This window comes from Pseudomonas sp. BNK-44-b (assembly GCF_047456245.1).
GTDB classification, from domain to species: Bacteria; Pseudomonadota; Gammaproteobacteria; order Pseudomonadales; family Pseudomonadaceae; genus Aquipseudomonas; species Aquipseudomonas machongensis.
Genome location: NZ_CP179908.1, coordinates 5,247,685 through 5,266,077, shown reverse-complemented (window position 1 = coordinate 5,266,077; position 18,393 = coordinate 5,247,685). Strand labels below are relative to the sequence as shown.

At 59.1% G+C, this 18,393-nt stretch carries 18 protein-coding genes; all 18 read left to right on the top strand.

Going from position 1 to position 18,393, the window contains the following annotated elements; genetic code table 11:
* The first annotated feature begins 322 nt into the window (after positions 1–322).
* The gene (gene mnmG, locus ACMGGG_RS23800) at positions 323–2,215 is read left to right on the top strand and encodes a tRNA uridine-5-carboxymethylaminomethyl(34) synthesis enzyme MnmG (RefSeq protein ID WP_063541908.1); all 1,893 of its coding nucleotides are present in this window, start codon (positions 323–325) and stop codon (positions 2,213–2,215) included.
* Positions 2,212–2,862, top strand: coding sequence for a 16S rRNA (guanine(527)-N(7))-methyltransferase RsmG (gene rsmG, locus ACMGGG_RS23795; RefSeq protein WP_065864647.1), 651 nt, complete (start codon positions 2,212–2,214; stop codon positions 2,860–2,862). Before mnmG ends, rsmG begins: the two co-directional genes overlap by 4 nt.
* Positions 2,863–2,880: 18 nt before the next feature.
* A complete protein-coding gene (locus ACMGGG_RS23790; RefSeq protein ID WP_063541904.1) occupies positions 2,881–3,672 on the top strand; it encodes a ParA family protein in 792 nt (263 codons plus the stop codon).
* Positions 3,673–3,681: 9 nt separating this feature from the next.
* A complete protein-coding gene (locus tag ACMGGG_RS23785) occupies positions 3,682–4,554 on the top strand; it encodes a ParB/RepB/Spo0J family partition protein (RefSeq protein ID WP_054893011.1) in 873 nt (290 codons plus the stop codon).
* Positions 4,555–4,703: 149 nt separating this feature from the next.
* Positions 4,704–5,111 carry a F0F1 ATP synthase subunit I gene (locus ACMGGG_RS23780; protein WP_414154533.1) on the top strand — a complete coding sequence of 136 codons (408 nt, stop codon included), beginning with the start codon at positions 4,704–4,706 and terminating at the stop codon, positions 5,109–5,111.
* 16 nt (positions 5,112–5,127) lie between these two features.
* Entirely contained in the window at positions 5,128–5,997 is an 870-nt protein-coding gene (gene atpB / locus ACMGGG_RS23775; protein ID WP_323454685.1) for a F0F1 ATP synthase subunit A, read from the top strand.
* A gap of 143 nt (positions 5,998–6,140) precedes the next feature.
* Positions 6,141–6,398 (top strand): F0F1 ATP synthase subunit C, encoded by a 258-nt coding sequence (gene atpE, locus ACMGGG_RS23770; protein WP_003097235.1) that lies wholly within the window; start codon positions 6,141–6,143, stop codon positions 6,396–6,398.
* 57 nt (positions 6,399–6,455) lie between these two features.
* On the top strand, positions 6,456–6,926 hold the full coding sequence (locus tag ACMGGG_RS23765) for a F0F1 ATP synthase subunit B (protein WP_054893008.1): 471 nt from the start codon (positions 6,456–6,458) through the stop codon (positions 6,924–6,926).
* 12 nt (positions 6,927–6,938) lie between these two features.
* Complete coding sequence (locus ACMGGG_RS23760) at positions 6,939–7,475, top strand: F0F1 ATP synthase subunit delta (protein ID WP_054893007.1); 537 nt, start codon at positions 6,939–6,941, stop codon at positions 7,473–7,475.
* A 21-nt stretch (positions 7,476–7,496) separates the two neighbouring features.
* Positions 7,497–9,041, top strand: coding sequence for a F0F1 ATP synthase subunit alpha (gene atpA / locus ACMGGG_RS23755; RefSeq protein ID WP_414154532.1), 1,545 nt, complete (start codon positions 7,497–7,499; stop codon positions 9,039–9,041).
* Between the two features lie 48 nt (positions 9,042–9,089).
* Complete coding sequence (gene atpG, locus ACMGGG_RS23750; RefSeq protein ID WP_003253195.1) at positions 9,090–9,950, top strand: F0F1 ATP synthase subunit gamma; 861 nt, start codon at positions 9,090–9,092, stop codon at positions 9,948–9,950.
* 27 nt (positions 9,951–9,977) lie between these two features.
* Positions 9,978–11,354, top strand: a complete 1,377-nt coding sequence (gene atpD, locus ACMGGG_RS23745) for a F0F1 ATP synthase subunit beta (RefSeq protein WP_054893004.1) — start codon at positions 9,978–9,980, stop codon at positions 11,352–11,354.
* 44 nt (positions 11,355–11,398) lie between these two features.
* Positions 11,399–11,818 carry a F0F1 ATP synthase subunit epsilon gene (locus ACMGGG_RS23740; RefSeq protein ID WP_054893003.1) on the top strand — a complete coding sequence of 140 codons (420 nt, stop codon included), beginning with the start codon at positions 11,399–11,401 and terminating at the stop codon, positions 11,816–11,818.
* Positions 11,819–11,940: 122 nt separating this feature from the next.
* Positions 11,941–13,308 (top strand): bifunctional UDP-N-acetylglucosamine diphosphorylase/glucosamine-1-phosphate N-acetyltransferase GlmU, encoded by a 1,368-nt coding sequence (gene glmU / locus ACMGGG_RS23735; protein WP_414154531.1) that lies wholly within the window; start codon positions 11,941–11,943, stop codon positions 13,306–13,308.
* A gap of 179 nt (positions 13,309–13,487) precedes the next feature.
* Complete coding sequence (locus ACMGGG_RS23730) at positions 13,488–14,264, top strand: DeoR/GlpR family DNA-binding transcription regulator (RefSeq protein ID WP_112899512.1); 777 nt, start codon at positions 13,488–13,490, stop codon at positions 14,262–14,264.
* A 2-nt stretch (positions 14,265–14,266) separates the two neighbouring features.
* Positions 14,267–16,102, top strand: a complete 1,836-nt coding sequence (glmS, locus tag ACMGGG_RS23725) for a glutamine--fructose-6-phosphate transaminase (isomerizing) (RefSeq protein WP_112899511.1) — start codon at positions 14,267–14,269, stop codon at positions 16,100–16,102.
* Between the two features lie 356 nt (positions 16,103–16,458).
* Complete coding sequence (locus ACMGGG_RS23720; protein ID WP_112899510.1) at positions 16,459–17,403, top strand: LysR family transcriptional regulator; 945 nt, start codon at positions 16,459–16,461, stop codon at positions 17,401–17,403.
* A 270-nt stretch (positions 17,404–17,673) separates the two neighbouring features.
* Entirely contained in the window at positions 17,674–18,348 is a 675-nt protein-coding gene (locus tag ACMGGG_RS23715) for a hydrolase (RefSeq protein WP_112899633.1), read from the top strand.
* Positions 18,349–18,393: the final 45 nt, after the last annotated feature.

Genomic DNA, 18,393 nt, shown 5'->3' with positions numbered 1-18,393 from the left:
AAACCCACCTGTGGGTAACACGAACTTTAATCCACAGGTTAAACGCTGTTATCCAGAGCCCTCAGCCTACCTTCGACACAGGGTTATGATTCTCTACAGGCATCATGAATACTGGCCTCAAATCACTTATCCACATGTGGATAGCCGCCTAAGAATAAACATAAAAACAAAGCTTTTATAAATTTTTCCTTTTTGATTTCTATTGCCGCCATTCATCCACAGATTGGTCAAAATTTGCTCAGACGGTTTCACTAGAGCGGGTGATGTCCCTATACTTGTCGGCTTACCTTCTCTATTCGCAAAAACAGGCACGAGGTGCGTGGTGGATTTCCCTTCCCGTTTTGAAGTGATCGTCATCGGCGGCGGCCATGCCGGTACCGAGGCTGCGCTTGCGTCCGCACGCATGGGTGTGAAAACCCTGCTGCTGACCCATAACGTGGAAACCCTCGGTCACATGAGTTGCAACCCGGCCATCGGTGGCATCGGCAAGAGCCACCTGGTCAAGGAAATCGATGCGCTCGGCGGCGCCATGGCGCTGGCTACCGACAAGAGCGGCATCCAGTTCCGCATCCTGAACAACCGCAAGGGGCCGGCGGTACGCGCCACCCGTGCACAGGCCGACCGCGCCATCTACAAGGCCGTAGTCCGCGAGATCCTGGAAAACCAGCCGAACCTGTGGATATTCCAGCAGTCCTGCGATGACCTGATCGTCGAGCAGGACCAGGTCAAGGGTGTGGTGACACAGATGGGCCTGCGCTTCTTCGCCGACTCTGTGGTGCTGACTACCGGCACCTTCCTCGGTGGACTTATCCACATCGGCCTGCAGAATTACTCCGGTGGCCGCGCAGGTGATCCTCCCGCCATTGCCCTGGCTCATCGTCTGCGTGAGCTGCCGCTGCGTGTCGGCCGTTTGAAAACTGGCACACCGCCGCGTATCGATGGCCGCTCGGTAGATTTCTCGGTGATGGGCGAACAGCCAGGCGATACCCCGATCCCGGTGATGTCGTTCATGGGCAGTGCCCAGATGCATCCGCGGCAGGTCAGTTGCTGGATCACCCACACCAACGCCCGTACCCACGAGATCATCGCCTCGAACCTCGACCGTTCACCGATGTATTCCGGTGTGATCGAAGGCATTGGCCCGCGCTACTGCCCGTCGATCGAGGACAAGATCCATCGCTTCGCCGACAAGGAAAGCCATCAGGTATTCATCGAGCCGGAAGGCTTGAACACCCATGAGCTGTATCCCAACGGCATCTCGACCTCGCTGCCGTTCGATGTGCAACTGCAGATCGTTCGTTCGATCCGTGGCATGGAGAACGCGCACATCGTGCGTCCGGGTTATGCCATCGAGTACGACTACTTCGATCCGCGTGATCTCAAGTACAGCCTCGAGACCAAGGTCATCGGCGGCTTGTTCTTCGCAGGTCAGATCAACGGCACCACCGGCTACGAAGAAGCCGGCGCGCAGGGCCTGCTGGCCGGCACCAACGCCGCGCTGCGTGCGCAGGGGCGCGAAAGCTGGTGCCCACGCCGTGACGAGGCGTACATCGGCGTGCTGGTCGATGACCTGATCACCCTGGGTACCCAGGAGCCGTACCGCATGTTCACTTCGCGTGCCGAATACCGGCTGATCCTGCGCGAAGACAACGCTGACCTGCGTCTGACCGAGAAAGGCCGCGAACTGGGGTTGGTCGACGATGAGCGCTGGGCCGCCTTCACCGCCAAGCGCGAAGGCATCGAGCGTGAAGAACAGCGCATGAAGAGCACCTGGATCCGCCCGGGTACGCCGCAAGGCCAGGCCGTTGTGGATAAGTTCGGTACTCCGTTGGCCCACGAGTACAACCTGCTCAACTTGCTGGCGCGCCCCGAGATCGACTACGCCGGGCTGATCGAAGCCACAGGCGGCGATGTAATCGATCCACAGGTGGCCGAACAGGTCGAGATCAAGACCAAGTACGCTGGCTACATCGATCGCCAGCAGGACGAGATCGCCAGGCTGCGCGCCAGCGAAGACACTCGCCTGCCTGTGGATATCGACTACGCTGGCATTTCCGGGTTGTCCAAGGAAATCCAGAGCAAGCTCGGCCAGACCCGTCCGGAAACTCTCGGTCAGGCTTCGCGTATTCCCGGCGTTACCCCGGCGGCAATTTCCCTGTTGCTGATTCACCTGAAAAAACGCGGCGCTGGCCGCGAATTGGAGCAAAGCGCTTGAGTTCCCTGGTCACCCCGCAACATGCCGAAGAGTTGTCCACAGGTGCGCGCCAGCTTGGAGTCGAGCTGAGTGCGCAGCAGCACGAACTGCTGCTGGGGTACCTGGCCCTGTTGATCAAATGGAACAAGGCCTACAACCTGACCGCAGTGCGCGATCCGGACGAGATGGTGTCGCGCCATCTGCTCGACAGCCTCAGCGTCATGCCGTTTATCCACAATGACACCCAGCGCTGGCTGGATGTCGGCAGCGGCGGCGGCATGCCTGGTATCCCGCTGGCTATCCTGCATCCGCACAAGCAAGTGACGGTGCTGGACAGCAACGGCAAGAAGACCCGCTTCCTGACGCAGGTGAAGATGGAGCTGAAACTCGACAACCTGACGGTTATCCACAGCCGCGTGGAAGAGGTCCAGCCCGAGCAGCCGTTCTGCGGCATCATCTCTCGCGCCTTCAGCAGCATGGAGAATTTCACCAACTGGACCCGCCACCTGGGTGACGCCCGAACGCAATGGCTTGCAATGAAGGGGCTGCATCCTGCCGATGAACTGGTAGCATTGCCCGCAGACTTCACAGTGGAAAGCGAGCAGGCCCTGACCGTTCCAGGTTGCCAGGGCCAGCGCCATCTGCTGATACTGCGCCGCAAGGCTTGACTGGGAACACACGCAACAATGGCTAAGGTATTCGCAATCGCGAACCAGAAAGGTGGTGTCGGCAAGACCACTACCTGCATCAATCTCGCCGCATCGCTGGCCGCGACCAAGCGTCGCGTGCTGCTGATCGACCTCGATCCACAGGGCAACGCCACCATGGGCAGCGGTGTGGATAAACACGAGCTCGAACACTCGGTGTACGACCTGTTGATCGGGGAATGCGACCTGGCCCAGGCCATGCAGTACTCCGAGCACGGCGGCTTCCAGCTGTTGCCCGCCAACCGTGACCTCACCGCGGCAGAGGTGGTGCTGCTGGAAATGCAGATGAAGGAGAGCCGTCTGCGCAACGCGCTGGCGCCTATCCGCGACAACTACGACTACATCCTCATCGACTGCCCGCCGTCGTTGTCGATGCTGACGCTGAACGCCCTGGTCGCTTCCGATGGCGTGATCATCCCCATGCAGTGCGAGTACTACGCGCTGGAAGGCCTGAGCGACCTTGTGGATAACATCAAGCGCATCGCTGCCCGGTTGAACCCGGAGCTGAAGATCGAAGGCCTGCTGAGGACCATGTACGACCCGCGCCTGAGTCTGAACAACGATGTTTCGGCCCAGCTCAAGGAGCATTTCGGCGATCAGCTCTACGACACAGTGATTCCGCGCAACATTCGCCTGGCCGAGGCTCCGAGCTTCGGTATGCCGGCGCTGGCCTACGACAAGCAATCACGTGGTGCGCTCGCCTACCTGGCCCTGGCTGGTGAACTGGTGCGCCGTCAGCGCCGTCAATCCCGCACTGCACAAACAACTTAAGGAATCCGCATGGCCATCAAGAAACGCGGTCTCGGACGTGGGTTGGATGCACTGCTCAGTGGTCCTTCCGTCAGCGCGCTCGAAGAGCAGGCTGTCACGGTCGACCAGAAGGAACTGCAGCGCCTGCCGGTCGAACTGATCCAGCGTGGCAAGTACCAACCTCGCCGTGACATGGACCCGGAGGCGCTGGAAGAGCTGGCGCATTCGATCCGCAATCATGGTGTGATGCAGCCGATCGTGGTTCGCCCGATTGGCGAAGGCCGCTACGAGATCATCGCCGGTGAGCGTCGCTGGCGCGCCACCCAGCAGGCTGGTCTGGACACTATTCCGGCCATGGTCCGTGAAGTGCCTGACGAAGCAGCCATCGCGATGGCGCTGATCGAGAACATCCAGCGCGAGGATCTCAACCCGCTGGAAGAAGCCCTTGCCCTGCAGCGGTTGCAGCAGGAGTTCGAGCTGACCCAGCAACAGGTGGCCGATGCCGTGGGCAAGTCGCGCGTCACCGTAGCCAACCTGCTGCGCCTGATCAGCCTCCCTGAGGCGATCAAGACCATGCTCGCCCACGGCGACCTGGAAATGGGCCATGCGCGCGCATTGCTGGGGCTTGAGGAAAGCAGGCAGGAAGAAGGGGCGCGACATGTTGTCGCACGAGGCCTCACCGTGCGCCAAACCGAGGCACTGGTGCGTCAGTGGCTCAACGGCAAGCCTGAGCCGGTGGAATCGAGCAAACCTGATCCGGATATTGCCCGGCTGGAACAGCGGCTGGCAGAGCGCCTGGGCTCTTCGGTGCAGATTCGCCATGGCGACAAGGGCAAGGGCCAGTTGGTCATTCGCTACAACTCCCTCGACGAGCTTCAGGGTGTACTTGCTCACATCCGCTGAAACAATTCCCGTTGTAGCGCGCAGTCGGAAATCACTACCCAAGAGTTGAATAGGGGTTAATCCACCCCTATACTCTGCGCGCATTTTGTCGGCACAAATTATGCCAAGTCATAGCTGACTGGGCAGTCGACTTTCGAGGAGCAGTTTTGATGGAAATCCGCACGCCAAACTGCCTGCCTTTCCATCGCTGGGCGGTTTTCCCGGTACTGCTGGCTCAATTTGGGGTGTTATTGCTGGCAACGTTGGTGTTGTGGCAGTGGCAGGGCAAGGTCAGCGGTTATTCGGGCCTCTGTGGAGGTTTGATCGGCTGGCTGCCCAACGTGTATTTCGCCTGGAAGGCTTTTCGCTTCAGCGGAGCCCGGGCGGCGCAGGCCATCGTCAAGTCGTTCTACGCAGGCGAGGCAGGCAAATTGATTTTGACGGCAGTGCTGTTCGCACTGACCTTTGCAGGAGTGAAGCCACTGGCGCCGTTAGCAGTATTCGGCGTCTTCCTGCTGACTCTCACGGTCAGCTGGTTCGCGCCACTGCTGATGAATAAAAGACTTTCGAGACCTTAGGGCGTTTGAGGCAACCATGGCAGCAGAAACCGCTTCGGGCTATATCCAGCACCACTTGCAGAACCTGACCTACGGTCAACTACCAGACGGCAGTTGGGGCCTGGCCCATTCGGCTGCCGAAGCCAAGGCAATGGGCTTCTGGGCATTCCACCTGGACACCCTGGGCTGGTCCGTTGCACTGGGTCTGATCTTCCTGTTCATCTTCCGCATGGCGGCCAAGAAGGCGACCTCCGGTCAGCCTGGCGCCCTGCAGAACTTCGTCGAAGTACTGGTCGACTTCGTTCACGGCAGCGTGAAGGACTCGTTCCACGGTCGTAGCCCGGTCATCGCACCGCTGGCCCTGACCATCTTCGTCTGGGTGTTCCTGATGAACGCCATCGACCTGGTACCGGTCGACTGGATTCCGCAGCTGGCGATCTGGATCTCGGGCGATCCGCACATTCCGTTCCGTGCCGTATCGACCACCGACCCGAACGCCACCCTGGGCATGGCCCTGAGTGTGTTCGCGCTGATCATCTTCTACAGCATCAAGGTCAAGGGCATCGGCGGCTTCATCGGTGAGCTCACGCTCCACCCGTTCGGTAGCAAGAACATCTTCGTGCAGATCCTGCTGATCCCGGTGAACTTCCTGCTGGAATTCGTCACCCTGATCGCCAAACCGATCTCCCTGGCACTGCGTCTGTTCGGCAACATGTATGCCGGCGAGCTGGTGTTCATCCTGATCGCCGTGATGTTCGGCACCGGCATCCTCTGGCTCAGCGGCCTGGGTGTGGTACTGCAGTGGGCGTGGGCAGTGTTCCACATCCTGATCATCACGCTGCAAGCATTCATCTTCATGATGCTCACCATCGTCTACCTGTCGATGGCGCACGAAGATAACCATTAAGACCGCCTGGCGTGTCTGATAGTCTTCCCAGCCTGTTCGGGGGGAAGACTGAAAAAGTCCGCAAGGGCAGTTGTTTCAAACGATTTGTTTTACCGCTTCAATTAAAAAACCTAACCAATACGACGTAAAAGTCGGGAGGAAAGATGGAAACTGTAGTTGGTCTGACCGCTATCGCTGTTGCTCTGCTGATCGGCCTGGGTGCTCTGGGTACCGCCATTGGTTTCGGCCTGCTGGGCGGCAAGTTCCTGGAAGGCGCTGCTCGTCAGCCTGAGATGGTTCCGATGCTGCAGGTCAAAATGTTCATCGTTGCCGGTCTGCTCGACGCCGTAACCATGATCGGTGTTGGTATCGCTCTGTTCTTCACCTTCGCGAATCCCTTCGTTGGTCAGATCGCCGGCTAATCACTCGTTCCTACGAGTTGATTGGTGTGATGGACAAAGACCGAGCGAGGTGTTGGCGTGAACATTAATGCAACCCTGATTGGCCAATCCGTTGCTTTTCTGATTTTTGTGCTGTTCTGCATGAAGTATGTATGGCCTCCGGTCATCACTGCTCTGCACGAGCGCCAAAAGAAGATTGCCGACGGCTTGGACGCTGCCAACCGCGCAGCTCGCGACCTGGAGCTGGCCCAAGAGAAAGCGGGTCAGCAACTGCGTGAAGCAAAAGCACAGGCAGCCGAAATCATTGAGCAAAGCAAGAAACGCGCTGCTCAGCTTGTCGAGGAAGCCCGTGATCAGGCTCGCGTCGAAGCTGACCGTGTGAAGGCTCAGGCTCAAGCCGAGATCGAACAGGAACTGAACAGCATCAAAGACGCCCTGCGTGCCCAAGTGGGTGCCCTGGCCGTTGGCGGCGCTGAAAAGATCCTTGGCGCCACAATCGATCAAAACGCGCATGCGGAGCTGGTTAACAAACTGGCCGCTGAAATTTAAGCGAGGGCGATCATGGCAGAACTGACCACGTTGGCCCGACCTTACGCTAAGGCAGCTTTCGAGCACGCCCAGGCCCAGCAGCAACTGGCCAATTGGTCAGCCATGCTCGGCCTGGCTGCTGCGGTGTCGGAAGACGGCACCATGCAGCGCCTGCTCAAGGCCCCGCAACTGACTAGCGCAGAAAAGGCCGCCGCATTCATTGAAGTGTGCGGTGACAAGTTCGATGTACAGGCACAGAATTTCATTCATGTTGCCGCGGAAAACGACCGTCTCCTGCTTCTGCCGGAGATTGCCGCTCTGTTCGACCTGTACAAGGCCGAGCAAGAGAAATCCGTGGACGTGGAAGTCACCAGTGCTTTTGCGTTGAACCAAGAACAGCAAGACAAACTCGCCAAGGTTCTCAGTGCACGGCTCAGCCGGGAAGTGCGCCTGCACGCGTCGGAGGATGCCAGCCTGATCGGCGGCGTCGTCATCCGCGCCGGCGACCTGGTAATCGATGGCTCGGTTCGCGGCAAGATCGCGAAACTGGCCGAAGCATTGAAATCTTGAGTTTGAAGGGGCAGCAGAGCAATGCAGCAACTCAATCCTTCCGAAATTAGTGAAATCATCAAGGGTCGCATCGAGAAACTCGATGTCGGCTCCCAAGCCCGTAACGAAGGTACCGTTGTTTCGGTATCCGACGGTATCGTGCGGATCCACGGTCTGGCCGACGTCATGTACGGCGAAATGATCGAGTTCCCTGGCAGCGTGTTCGGCATGGCACTGAACCTGGAGCAAGACTCCGTAGGTGCAGTGATCCTGGGTGCCTATGACACCCTCGCCGAAGGCATGAGCGCCAAGTGCACCGGCCGCATCCTGGAAGTTCCGGTTGGTAAGGAACTGCTGGGTCGCGTCGTTGACGCACTGGGCAACCCGATCGACGGCAAAGGTCCTCTGGGCAACACCCAGACCGACGCGGTCGAGAAAGTGGCCCCAGGCGTGATCTGGCGTAAGTCGGTAGACCAGCCTGTACAGACTGGCTACAAGTCCGTCGACGCCATGATCCCAGTCGGCCGTGGCCAGCGCGAGCTGATCATCGGTGACCGCCAGATCGGCAAGACCGCCATGGCCATCGACGCCATCATCAACCAGAAAGACTCCGGTATTTTCTGTGTTTATGTGGCTGTCGGCCAAAAGCGTTCGACCGTTGCCAACATCGTTCGCAAGCTCGAAGAAGCCGGCGCCCTGGCCAACACCATCGTGGTCGTTGCCAGTGCTTCGGAATCCGCCGCACTGCAGTTCCTGGCGCCATACGCCGGCTGCACCATGGGCGAGTTCTTCCGTGACCGCGGTGAAGACGCCCTGATCGTCTACGATGACCTGTCCAAGCAGGCTGTTGCCTACCGTCAGATCTCCCTGCTGCTGCGCCGTCCACCAGGACGTGAAGCGTACCCAGGCGACGTGTTCTATCTCCACTCCCGTCTGCTGGAGCGTGCATCGCGCGTTTCGGAAGAGTACGTCGAGAAGTTCACCAACGGCGCAGTGACTGGCAAGACCGGTTCCCTGACCGCCCTGCCGATCATCGAAACCCAGGCTGGCGACGTTTCCGCGTTCGTTCCGACCAACGTGATCTCGATCACCGACGGTCAGATCTTCCTGGAATCGGCCATGTTCAACTCGGGCATCCGCCCAGCAGTGAACGCCGGTGTTTCGGTATCCCGTGTAGGTGGTGCCGCTCAGACCAAGATCATCAAGAAACTGTCCGGCGGTATCCGTACCGCACTGGCTCAGTACCGTGAACTGGCTGCATTCGCCCAGTTCGCTTCGGATCTGGACGAGGCTACCCGCAAGCAGCTGGAGCATGGTCAGCGCGTTACCGAGCTGATGAAGCAGAAGCAGTACGCGCCAATGTCGATCGCCGACATGGCCCTGTCGCTGTACGCCGCTGAGCGTGGTTTCCTGACTGACGTAGAAGTCTCCAAGGTCGGCAGCTTCGAGCAAGCGCTGATCGCCTACTTCCACCGCGATCACGCCGAGCTGTTGGCCGAGATCAACGTGAAAGGTGACTTCAACGACGAAATCGACGCTGGCATGAAAGCCGGTATCGAGAAGTTCAAGGCCACCCAGACCTGGTAAGCCGCAGCGGGGGCTCCGGCCCCCGCTTGCTAACCTGATAGGTGATACATGGCAGGCGCAAAAGAGATTCGCAGTAAGATTGCGAGCATCAAAAGCACGCAAAAAATTACCAGCGCCATGGAGAAAGTGGCGGTCAGCAAAATGCGCAAAGCACAAATGCGCATGGCTGCTAGCCGTCCTTACGCGGAGCGTATCCGCCAGGTGATCGGTCATCTGGCCAACGCCAACCCGGAATACCGCCACCCGTTCATGATCGAGCGCCCTGTAAAGCGCGCCGGTTATATCGTGGTGAGCAGTGACCGTGGTCTGTGCGGTGGCTTGAATACCAACCTGTTCAAGGCCCTGGTCAAGGACATGAGCGCAAACCGCGAACAGGGCGTGGAAATCGACCTGTGCGTGATCGGCAGCAAGGGTGCGACTTTCTTCCGCATCTTTGGCGGCAACGTCGTAGCCGCGATCAGCCACCTGGGCGAAGAGCCATCGATCAACGATCTGATCGGCTCCGTCAAAGTGATGCTGGACGCCTACCTCGATGGCCGTATCGATCGCCTCTCGGTGGTTTCGAACAAGTTCATCAACACCATGACCCAAAAACCGACGGTCGAGCAATTGGTACCGTTGGTGGCAACCCCGGATCAGGATCTCAAGCATCACTGGGATTACCTGTACGAACCCGACGCAAAAGAGCTGCTGGACGGCTTGATGGTGCGTTACGTGGAGTCGCAGGTATACCAGGCGGTGGTCGAGAACAACGCTGCTGAACAAGCGGCCCGGATGATCGCCATGAAGAACGCCACAGACAACGCCGGTGATTTGATCAAAGAGCTGCAATTGATCTACAACAAGGCGCGTCAGGCTGCGATCACCCAGGAGATCTCGGAAATCGTCGGCGGCGCTGCCGCGGTTTAACGGTTCAAAAATTCAGAGGATCCAGCTATGAGTAGCGGACGTATCGTTCAAATCATCGGCGCCGTCATCGACGTGGAATTCCCACGTGACGTCGTGCCGAGTGTTTACAACGCGCTGAAAGTACAAGGCGCGGAAACCACCCTGGAAGTTCAGCAGCAGCTGGGCGACGGCGTGGTTCGTACCATTGCGATGGGCTCGACCGAAGGCCTGAAGCGCGGTCTGGACGTCGTCGATACCGGCGCGGCCATCTCCGTTCCAGTGGGTAAGGCCACTCTGGGCCGTATCATGGACGTCCTCGGCAACCCGATCGACGAAGCCGGCCCGATCGGCGAAGAAGAGCGTCGCGGTATCCACCAGCCAGCGCCTTCGTTCGCTGACCAGGCAGGCGGCAACGACCTGCTGGAAACCGGCATCAAGGTTATCGACCTGGTTTGCCCGTTCGCCAAGGGTGGTAAGGTTGGTCTGTTCGGTGGTGCCGGTGTCGGCAAGACCGTAAACATGATGGAACTGATCCGTAACATCGCCATGGAACACAGCGGTTACTCCGTGTTCGCTGGTGTGGGTGAGCGTACTCGTGAGGGTAACGACTTCTACCACGAGATGAAGGACTCCAACGTTCTCGACAAGGTAGCGCTGGTCTACGGTCAGATGAACGAGCCACCAGGAAACCGTCTGCGCGTTGCGCTGACCGGCCTGACCATGGCTGAGAAGTTCCGTGACGAAGGTAACGACGTTCTGCTGTTCGTCGACAACATCTATCGTTACACCCTGGCCGGTACCGAAGTATCCGCACTGCTGGGCCGTATGCCTTCGGCAGTAGGTTACCAGCCGACCCTGGCCGAAGAGATGGGCGTTCTGCAAGAGCGCATCACTTCGACCAAAGAAGGTTCGATCACCTCCGTTCAGGCCGTATACGTACCTGCGGACGACCTGACCGACCCGTCGCCAGCGACCACCTTCGCCCACTTGGACGCCACCGTCGTTCTGTCCCGTGACATCGCCTCCCTGGGTATCTACCCAGCGGTCGACCCACTGGACTCGACTTCGCGCCAGCTGGACCCGAACGTGATCGGCACCGAGCACTACGAGACCGCTCGTGGCGTTCAGTATGTTCTGCAGCGCTACAAAGAGCTGAAGGACATCATCGCGATCCTGGGTATGGACGAACTGTCCGAAGCCGACAAGCAACTGGTTGCCCGCGCTCGTAAGATCCAGCGCTTCCTGTCGCAGCCGTTCTTCGTGGCCGAAGTCTTCACCGGCTCGCCAGGCAAGTACGTTTCGCTCAAGGACACCATCGCTGGCTTCAGCGGCATCCTCAAAGGTGACTACGACCACCTGCCAGAACAAGCGTTCTACATGGTCGGCAGCATCGACGAAGCGATCGAGAAAGCCAAGAAACTGTAATCCCGGCGCCCCGAAAGGGGCGCTAATCAGGTTGAGGCAAGCAGATGGCTATGACAGTCCATTGCGACATCGTCAGCGCAGAGGGAGAGATCTTCTCCGGCCTGGTCGAGATGGTAGTAGCGCACGGCAACCTGGGCGATCTGGGTATCGCTCCAGGCCACGCGCCGCTGATCACCAATCTCAAGCCGGGTCCGATCACGCTGACCAAGCAGGGTGGCACTCAAGAGGTGTTCTACATCTCCGGTGGCTTCCTCGAAGTGCAGCCGAACATGGTCAAGGTTCTTGCCGACACCGTGCAACGTGCTGCCGACCTGGACGAAGCTCAGGCTCAGGAAGCCCTCAAGGCTGCCGAGAACGCGCTGAACACTAAGGGCTCGGACTTCGACTACGGCGCTGCTGCCGCACGTCTGGCCGAGGCTGCAGCTCAGCTGCGTACTGTCCAGCAATTGCGCAAGGGCAAGTGATCCGGTCCTACCGGTAACCTGCGTTGCGATTGAGTTAAAGGGTAGCCTCGGCTACCCTTTTTCTTTTTCCGATTTTTCCCCTTCGGTCACATCCCTGACCGCCCAGGATTGGTAGCCAGTCAATGTCACTCGATATCGTTATTCTCGCCGCAGGCCAAGGCACCCGCATGCGCTCTTCGCTGCCCAAGGTGCTGCACCCGGTTGCCGGTAACTCCATGCTTGGCCACGTTATCCACAGCGCGCGTCAGTTGCAGCCGAAGGGTATCCATGTGGTCATCGGTCATGGTGCAGAGCTGGTGCGTGAACGCCTGGCGGCTGACGATCTGAATTTCGTCATGCAGGACAAGCAGCTTGGCACCGGCCATGCCGTCGCCCAGGCACTGCCGGCGATCACTGCCGATACTGTGCTGGTGCTCTATGGCGACGTGCCGTTGATCGAGGTGGGCACGCTCAAGCGGCTTCTGGCCAAGGTCAATGAACAGCAACTCGGCCTGCTGACCGTCACCCTGCAGGATCCAACCGGTTACGGCCGCATCGTGCGTGATGCCCAAGGCCAGGTAGCGGCCATCGTCGAGCACAAGGACGCCAGTGAAGCACAGCGGGCGATCAAGGAAGGCAACACGGGCATCCTCGCGATGCCGGCCGCGCGGCTGGCTGACTGGATGGGGCGTCTGTCCAACAACAACGCCCAGGGCGAGTACTACCTCACCGACGTGATTGCCATGGCCGTGGCCGATGGCCTGGTGGTTGCCACCGAGCAGCCGCATGACACCATGGAAGTGCAGGGCGCCAACGACCGCCTGCAATTGTCCGAGCTCGAGCGTCACTACCAGTTGCGCGAGGGACGCCGACTGATGGCCCAGGGCGTGACTCTGCGTGATCCCGCGCGTTTCGATGTGCGTGGCGAGGTGATCGTAGGGCGCGATGTGCTGATCGACATCAACGTCATCCTCGAAGGCAAGGTGGTCATCGAAGATGGCGTACAGATCGGCCCGAACTGCGTGATCAAGAACAGCACCCTGCGTAAGGGCGCTGTGGTCAAGGCCAACAGCCATCTCGAAGGTGCGGTGATGGGCGAGGGCAGCGATGCCGGCCCGTTCGCTCGCCTGCGTCCAGGCAGCGTATTGGAGGCCAAGGCCCATGTGGGTAACTTCGTCGAGCTGAAGAACGCTCATCTGGGCGAGGGCGCCAAGGCCGGTCACCTGACGTATCTGGGCGACGCCGAGATCGGTGCGCGTACCAACATCGGCGCGGGTACCATCACCTGCAACTACGATGGCGCGAACAAGTTCAAGACCGTGCTGGGCGAAGATGTGTTCATCGGTTCGAACAACTCGCTGGTCGCACCTGTGGAAATCAAGGATGGCGCTACCACGGCTGCCGGCTCGACCATCAATCAGTCTGTCGAAGCTGGCCAGTTGGCCGTTGCTCGCGCACGCCAACGCAATATCGATGGCTGGAAACGGCCGGAGAAGATCAAGAAGAGCTGAGTTATCCACAGATGTTTCGATCGAAAGCCGACTTATGTGAATAAGTCGGCTTTTTTATTGCCGAACCAGCCCGCTACACAGGGAACAGCGTTGTCAGTGAATCTATCCGCTGCTTGACGAATCCTTCATCTTAGGTTTTGATTGCTACCATTATCTTTCGAATCGAAACTTAACCTCACATGTCGAAACGAAACACCCCCCAACGTCGCCACAATATCCTGGCCTTGCTCGCCGAGCAGGGTGAGGTAAGCGTGGACGCCCTGGCCAAGCGTTTCGAAACCTCGGAAGTGACCATTCGCAAGGATCTCGCCGCGCTTGAAGCCAATGGCTTGTTATTGCGTCGTTACGGCGGTGCGGTACCGGTGCCGCAGGAGATGCTGGGCGAGGCAGCTCAGCCCGTTTCCAGCTACAAGAAAGCCATCGCCCGCGCAGCTGTCGGGCGCATTCGCGAACATGCACGTATCATCATCGACAGTGGCAGTACCACTGCAGCAATGATCCCTGAACTCGGGCGCCAGCCCGGCTTGGTCGTGATGACAAACTCCTTGAACGTGGCCCGAGCCATCAGCGAACTCGAGCACGAGCCGGTGCTGCTGATGACCGGTGGTACCTGGGACCCGCACTCCGAGTCGTTCCAGGGTCAGGTCGCCGAGCAGGTACTACGCTCATACGATTTCGACCAGTTGTTCATCGGTGCCGACGGCATCGACCTGAACCGCGGCACCACCACCTTCAACGAACTGCTCGGCCTGAGCCGGGTGATGGCGGAAGTGGCCCGGGAAGTGATCGTGATGGTCGAGTCGGACAAGGTCGGGCGCAAGATCCCCAACCTCGAGCTGCCCTGGAGCAGCGTTAACACCCTTATTACAGATGATCGCCTGCCCGCAGCGGCACGCGAACAGATTCAAGCCCGCGGCATCAACCTGATCTGCGCCGCGATCAGCCAGGAGCAATGACCATGTGTGGAATCGTCGGTGCAGTCGCCGAGCGCAACATCACCTCCATCCTTATCGAAGGCCTCAAGCGCCTGGAATACCGTGGCTACGACAGCGCGGGCCTGGCGGTAGTCACCCAGCAGGGCGAGCTCGATCGTCGTCGCCGCATCGGCAAGGTGAGTGAGCTGGAAGCCGCGGTGGCTGCCGAGCCGCTCAACGGCCACCTGGGCATCGCTCACACCCGTTGGGCCACCCACGGTGCGCCGACCGAGCACAATGCCCACCCGCACTTCTCTGGTCAGGAAGTGGCCGTGGTGCACAACGGCATCATCGAGAACCACGAAGAACTGCGTGAAGAACTCAAGGGCCTTGGCTACGTGTTCACCTCGCAGACCGACACCGAGGTGATCGTCCACCTGATCCACCACACCCTCAAGAGCATTCCCGACCTGACCGACGCCTTCAAGACCGTGGTCAAGCGTCTGCATGGTGCCTACGGTCTGTCGGTGATCAGCGTCAAGCAGCCGGACCGTCTGGTTGCTGCGCGCAGCGGCAGCCCGCTGGTGATCGGCCTGGGTCATGGCGAGAACTTCCTGGCCTCCGACCAGCTCGCGTTGCGTCAGGTCACCGACCGCTTCATATACCTCGAGGAAGGCGATATCGCCGAAATCCGCCGCGACCAGGTGAACATCTGGGATCAGGCCGGCAGCAAGGTCCAGCGTGAAACCGTGCAGTACCACGAAGGCGCCGAGGCTGCCGACAAGGGCACCTATCGCCACTTCATGCTCAAGGAAATTCACGAGCAGCCTTCCGTGGTACAGCGCACCCTCGAAGGCCGCCTGGGCAGCGACCACGTCATGGTCCAAGCCTTCGGCCCGCAAGCTGCCGAGCTGTTCGCCAAGGTGCGAAATGTACAGATCGTCGCCTGCGGCACCAGCTATCACGCCGGCATGGTCGCGCGTTACTGGCTGGAAAGCCTGGCCGGCATCCCCTGCCAGGTCGAAGTCGCCAGCGAATTCCGCTACCGCAAGGTGGTGGTGCAGCCAGACACCCTGTTCGTGTCCATCTCCCAGTCCGGCGAAACCGCCGACACCCTGGCTGCCCTGCGCAACGCCAAGGAGCTGGGCTTCCTCGGCAGCCTGGCGATCTGCAACGTCGGTATCAGCTCGCTGGTACGTGAATCCGACCTGACCCTGCTGACCCTGGCCGGCCCGGAAATCGGCGTTGCTTCGACCAAGGCCTTCACCACCCAGCTGGTCTCGCTGATGCTGCTGACCCTGGCCCTGGGCCAGGTACGCGGCAGCCTCGAAGCTGGCGTCGAAGCCGAGCTGGTCGAAGAACTGCGCCGTCTGCCCGCGCGTCTGGGCGAAGCCCTGGCGATGGACAGCGTGGTCGAGAAGACCGCCGAATTGTTCGCCGACAAACACCACACCCTGTTCCTCGGCCGTGGTGCCCAGTACCCGGTGGCGATGGAAGGTGCGCTCAAGCTCAAGGAGATCTCCTACATCCACGCCGAGGCTTACCCGGCAGGTGAGCTCAAGCACGGCCCGCTGGCGCTGGTCGATGCCGACATGCCGGTAGTCACTGTCGCGCCGAACAACGAGCTGCTGGAAAAGCTCAAGTCGAACCTGCAGGAAGTCCGCGCCCGTGGTGGCGAGCTGGTGGTGTTCGCCGACGAAAACGCCGGCATGAGCAATGGTGAAGGCACCCACGTGATCAAGGTGCCGCACATCATCGATGCCCTGGCGCCGATCCTGTACACCATTCCGCTGCAGCTGCTGTCGTACTACGTGGCCGTGCTCAAGGGCACTGACGTTGACCAGCCGCGTAACCTGGCGAAGTCGGTGACGGTAGAGTAAACGACTGCGCCGAGCAGAGGAGCGGTTTCGCGACTTAAAACTGTCGCTGATGAAGGGAGCCTTAACCGGCTCCCTTTTTCGTTGCACTTTTCCTTTCAGCTGTGCGCCCACAGCAACCCTGTGTCGATACTCATCCATGCCTCCCCAAATCCAACCTGATGAGTCGCTCGCCTCGTACCTCAGGCATAACCTGAACCTCCAAAGGCTTGCGAGTAACATGGGGCCTTCGAGAGGCTTCAAATATTGTCACAGACGTCGCGAATTCAGGCTTTGCTGCTGCGTGCGGTAGATCGCGATGCAAGCCCGCTCCCACAACGGTGGATGATCGTACTTTTCGTACAAAACCTAAGGCAACTATGAATCGACTTCCTGATTTAGAAGCGTGGGCAATATTTGCAAAGGTCGCGGAAACTGGCTCGTTTGCCCGTGCGGCGCTTGACCTGTCGTTGTCGCAGGCAACGGTATCGAAAGCTGTTTCTCGGCTGGAAGCGCGCACCAAAACTACTCTGTTCCATCGCACCTCGCGACGCATCTCTCTGACGGAGAGCGGCTCATCCGCCCTGGAAGCTGCCGCTCGCATTCTGGAGGAGGGGAAAGCGCTCGAAGCATTGGTGATGGAGAAGTCCACCACCCTGCAAGGGCGCATCCGAGTGGCGGCGCCGATGTCTTTCGGGATTCCGCGCTTGGCGCCGATGTTGCCTGAGTTTATGGCGGCTCACCCTGACGTCACGCTGGATGTGCAGTTCGATGATCAGAAGGTTGATTTGATTGAAGGGCGCTTTGACCTGGCGATCCGTATCTCGAGCATGGAGAGTTCAAGCCTGCTGGCGCGTCGCATCTGCCAGGTACGGGTCCTGCTCGTGGGGGCCCCGAGCTATTTTGAGCGTTATGGTCGCCCCCAGCATCCCCATGACCTGGCAAATCATCGAGCGTTGCAGTACAGCAATTCGAGAAACGGTGAGAGCTGGCGTTTCCGACACGATCAACAGGGTGAATACACCCAGCAGGTGCGTGCTCAACTCCACGCCAATAACGCAGAGGCATTGTCGCCCGCATTGTTGGCAGGCCAGGGCTTGGCATTGCAGGCGGAGTTTCTGGTGTGGAATGAGTTGCAGTCAGGTCAGCTTGAGGTGGCGATGCCGGAATGGCGGGTCGATCCCATTGAATTGCACATCATGACACCCCCAGGGCGCAGGCGGCCGGCGCGCGTGCAGGCGCTGATCAGCTACTTCGCCGAGCGCATGGCAAGGGAACCCTGGGTGCATGGTGCCGGGGGGGTGGAGCCGTCTCTCGACAGTTGAGGGTTCGAGCAAAGGCGAGCAGTCGATGACCTCCTGGCACACAGGAGGTGTTTGAGATATCAAAATCAGAAAGGATGAGATTCCATAACTTCTATTTTAAATCCAATAGAGCGATTTTAAACTTCCGGCATCAGAGTTCAGTGCCATCTTCTTGCGGTTTCGTGAACTTTTGATAGACCGTCTTTCGACGGCTCAAAATACGCGCGATGCGCTATTGATTTCTTATTGGAGATTAAAATGAAGTTACGGCAATTATTGGCTGCCCTGGTGATGGGGGCGGCTTCGGTTTCTGCGTTGGCGTCTGGACCTGGTTCGAAACTGCTGACGCCGGAAAACTCGGCCATCATTCTGATCGACCATCAACCGCAGATGTATTTCGGCGTTGAGAGTGAAAGCCGAAATGAAGTAATGAATAGTGTCGCTGCTCTGGCTGAAACAGCCAGTGCTTTCAAGGTGCCCACTGTACTGACGTCGATCTCGGCCTCGACGTTTGCGGGGCCTCTTGATCCGAACATCACTGCTGTCTTCCCGAATACCCCTATCATTGACCGCACCATCATGAACGCATGGGAAGACCAGGACCTGGTGAATGCGGTGAAGAAAACGGGCCGTAAAAAGCTGGTAATGGCCGGCCTTTGGACTGAAGTATGCCTGACCCTGCCGGTGCTGAGTGCGCTGGAAGAAGGTTACGAAGTGTACATCGTGGTAGATGCTTCGGGGGGCTCGAGCAAGCAGGCACATGACGCCGCTGTTCAGCGTATGGTGCAGGCAGGGGCTCAGCCTGTGACGTGGATGCAAGTGTTGTATGAATACCAGCGCGATTGGTCGCGTCAGGGCACTTACGAAGCGGTGACCAACATTGCACAAAAACACGGTGGTGCACATGGCCTGGGTATCTTCTATGCCAAGTCCATGTTCAAAGCTCAGGAAGGCAAGAAGAAGTAACATCTTCTGAAATTTGAGCCTGATGTGAACTATAGAATGTCGGAG

Bases quoted from the DNA above. Each gene is read 5' to 3' on its own strand.
- ACMGGG_RS23790 (WP_063541904.1), top strand. From the start codon at position 2,881: ATGGCTAAGGTATTCGCAATCGCGAACCAGAAAGGTGGTGTCGGCAAG.
- ACMGGG_RS23785 (WP_054893011.1), top strand. From the start codon at position 3,682: ATGGCCATCAAGAAACGCGGTCTCGGACGTGGGTTGGATGCACTGCTC.
- ACMGGG_RS23780 (WP_414154533.1), top strand. From the start codon at position 4,704: ATGGAAATCCGCACGCCAAACTGCCTGCCTTTCCATCGCTGGGCGGTT.
- atpB (WP_323454685.1), top strand. From the start codon at position 5,128: ATGGCAGCAGAAACCGCTTCGGGCTATATCCAGCACCACTTGCAGAAC.
- atpE (WP_003097235.1), top strand. From the start codon at position 6,141: ATGGAAACTGTAGTTGGTCTGACCGCTATCGCTGTTGCTCTGCTGATC.
- ACMGGG_RS23760 (WP_054893007.1), top strand. From the start codon at position 6,939: ATGGCAGAACTGACCACGTTGGCCCGACCTTACGCTAAGGCAGCTTTC.
- atpA (WP_414154532.1), top strand. From the start codon at position 7,497: ATGCAGCAACTCAATCCTTCCGAAATTAGTGAAATCATCAAGGGTCGC.
- atpG (WP_003253195.1), top strand. From the start codon at position 9,090: ATGGCAGGCGCAAAAGAGATTCGCAGTAAGATTGCGAGCATCAAAAGC.
- atpD (WP_054893004.1), top strand. From the start codon at position 9,978: ATGAGTAGCGGACGTATCGTTCAAATCATCGGCGCCGTCATCGACGTG.
- ACMGGG_RS23740 (WP_054893003.1), top strand. From the start codon at position 11,399: ATGGCTATGACAGTCCATTGCGACATCGTCAGCGCAGAGGGAGAGATC.
- glmU (WP_414154531.1), top strand. From the start codon at position 11,941: ATGTCACTCGATATCGTTATTCTCGCCGCAGGCCAAGGCACCCGCATG.
- ACMGGG_RS23730 (WP_112899512.1), top strand. From the start codon at position 13,488: ATGTCGAAACGAAACACCCCCCAACGTCGCCACAATATCCTGGCCTTG.
- glmS (WP_112899511.1), top strand. From the start codon at position 14,267: ATGTGTGGAATCGTCGGTGCAGTCGCCGAGCGCAACATCACCTCCATC.
- ACMGGG_RS23720 (WP_112899510.1), top strand. From the start codon at position 16,459: ATGAATCGACTTCCTGATTTAGAAGCGTGGGCAATATTTGCAAAGGTC.
- ACMGGG_RS23715 (WP_112899633.1), top strand. From the start codon at position 17,674: ATGGGGGCGGCTTCGGTTTCTGCGTTGGCGTCTGGACCTGGTTCGAAA.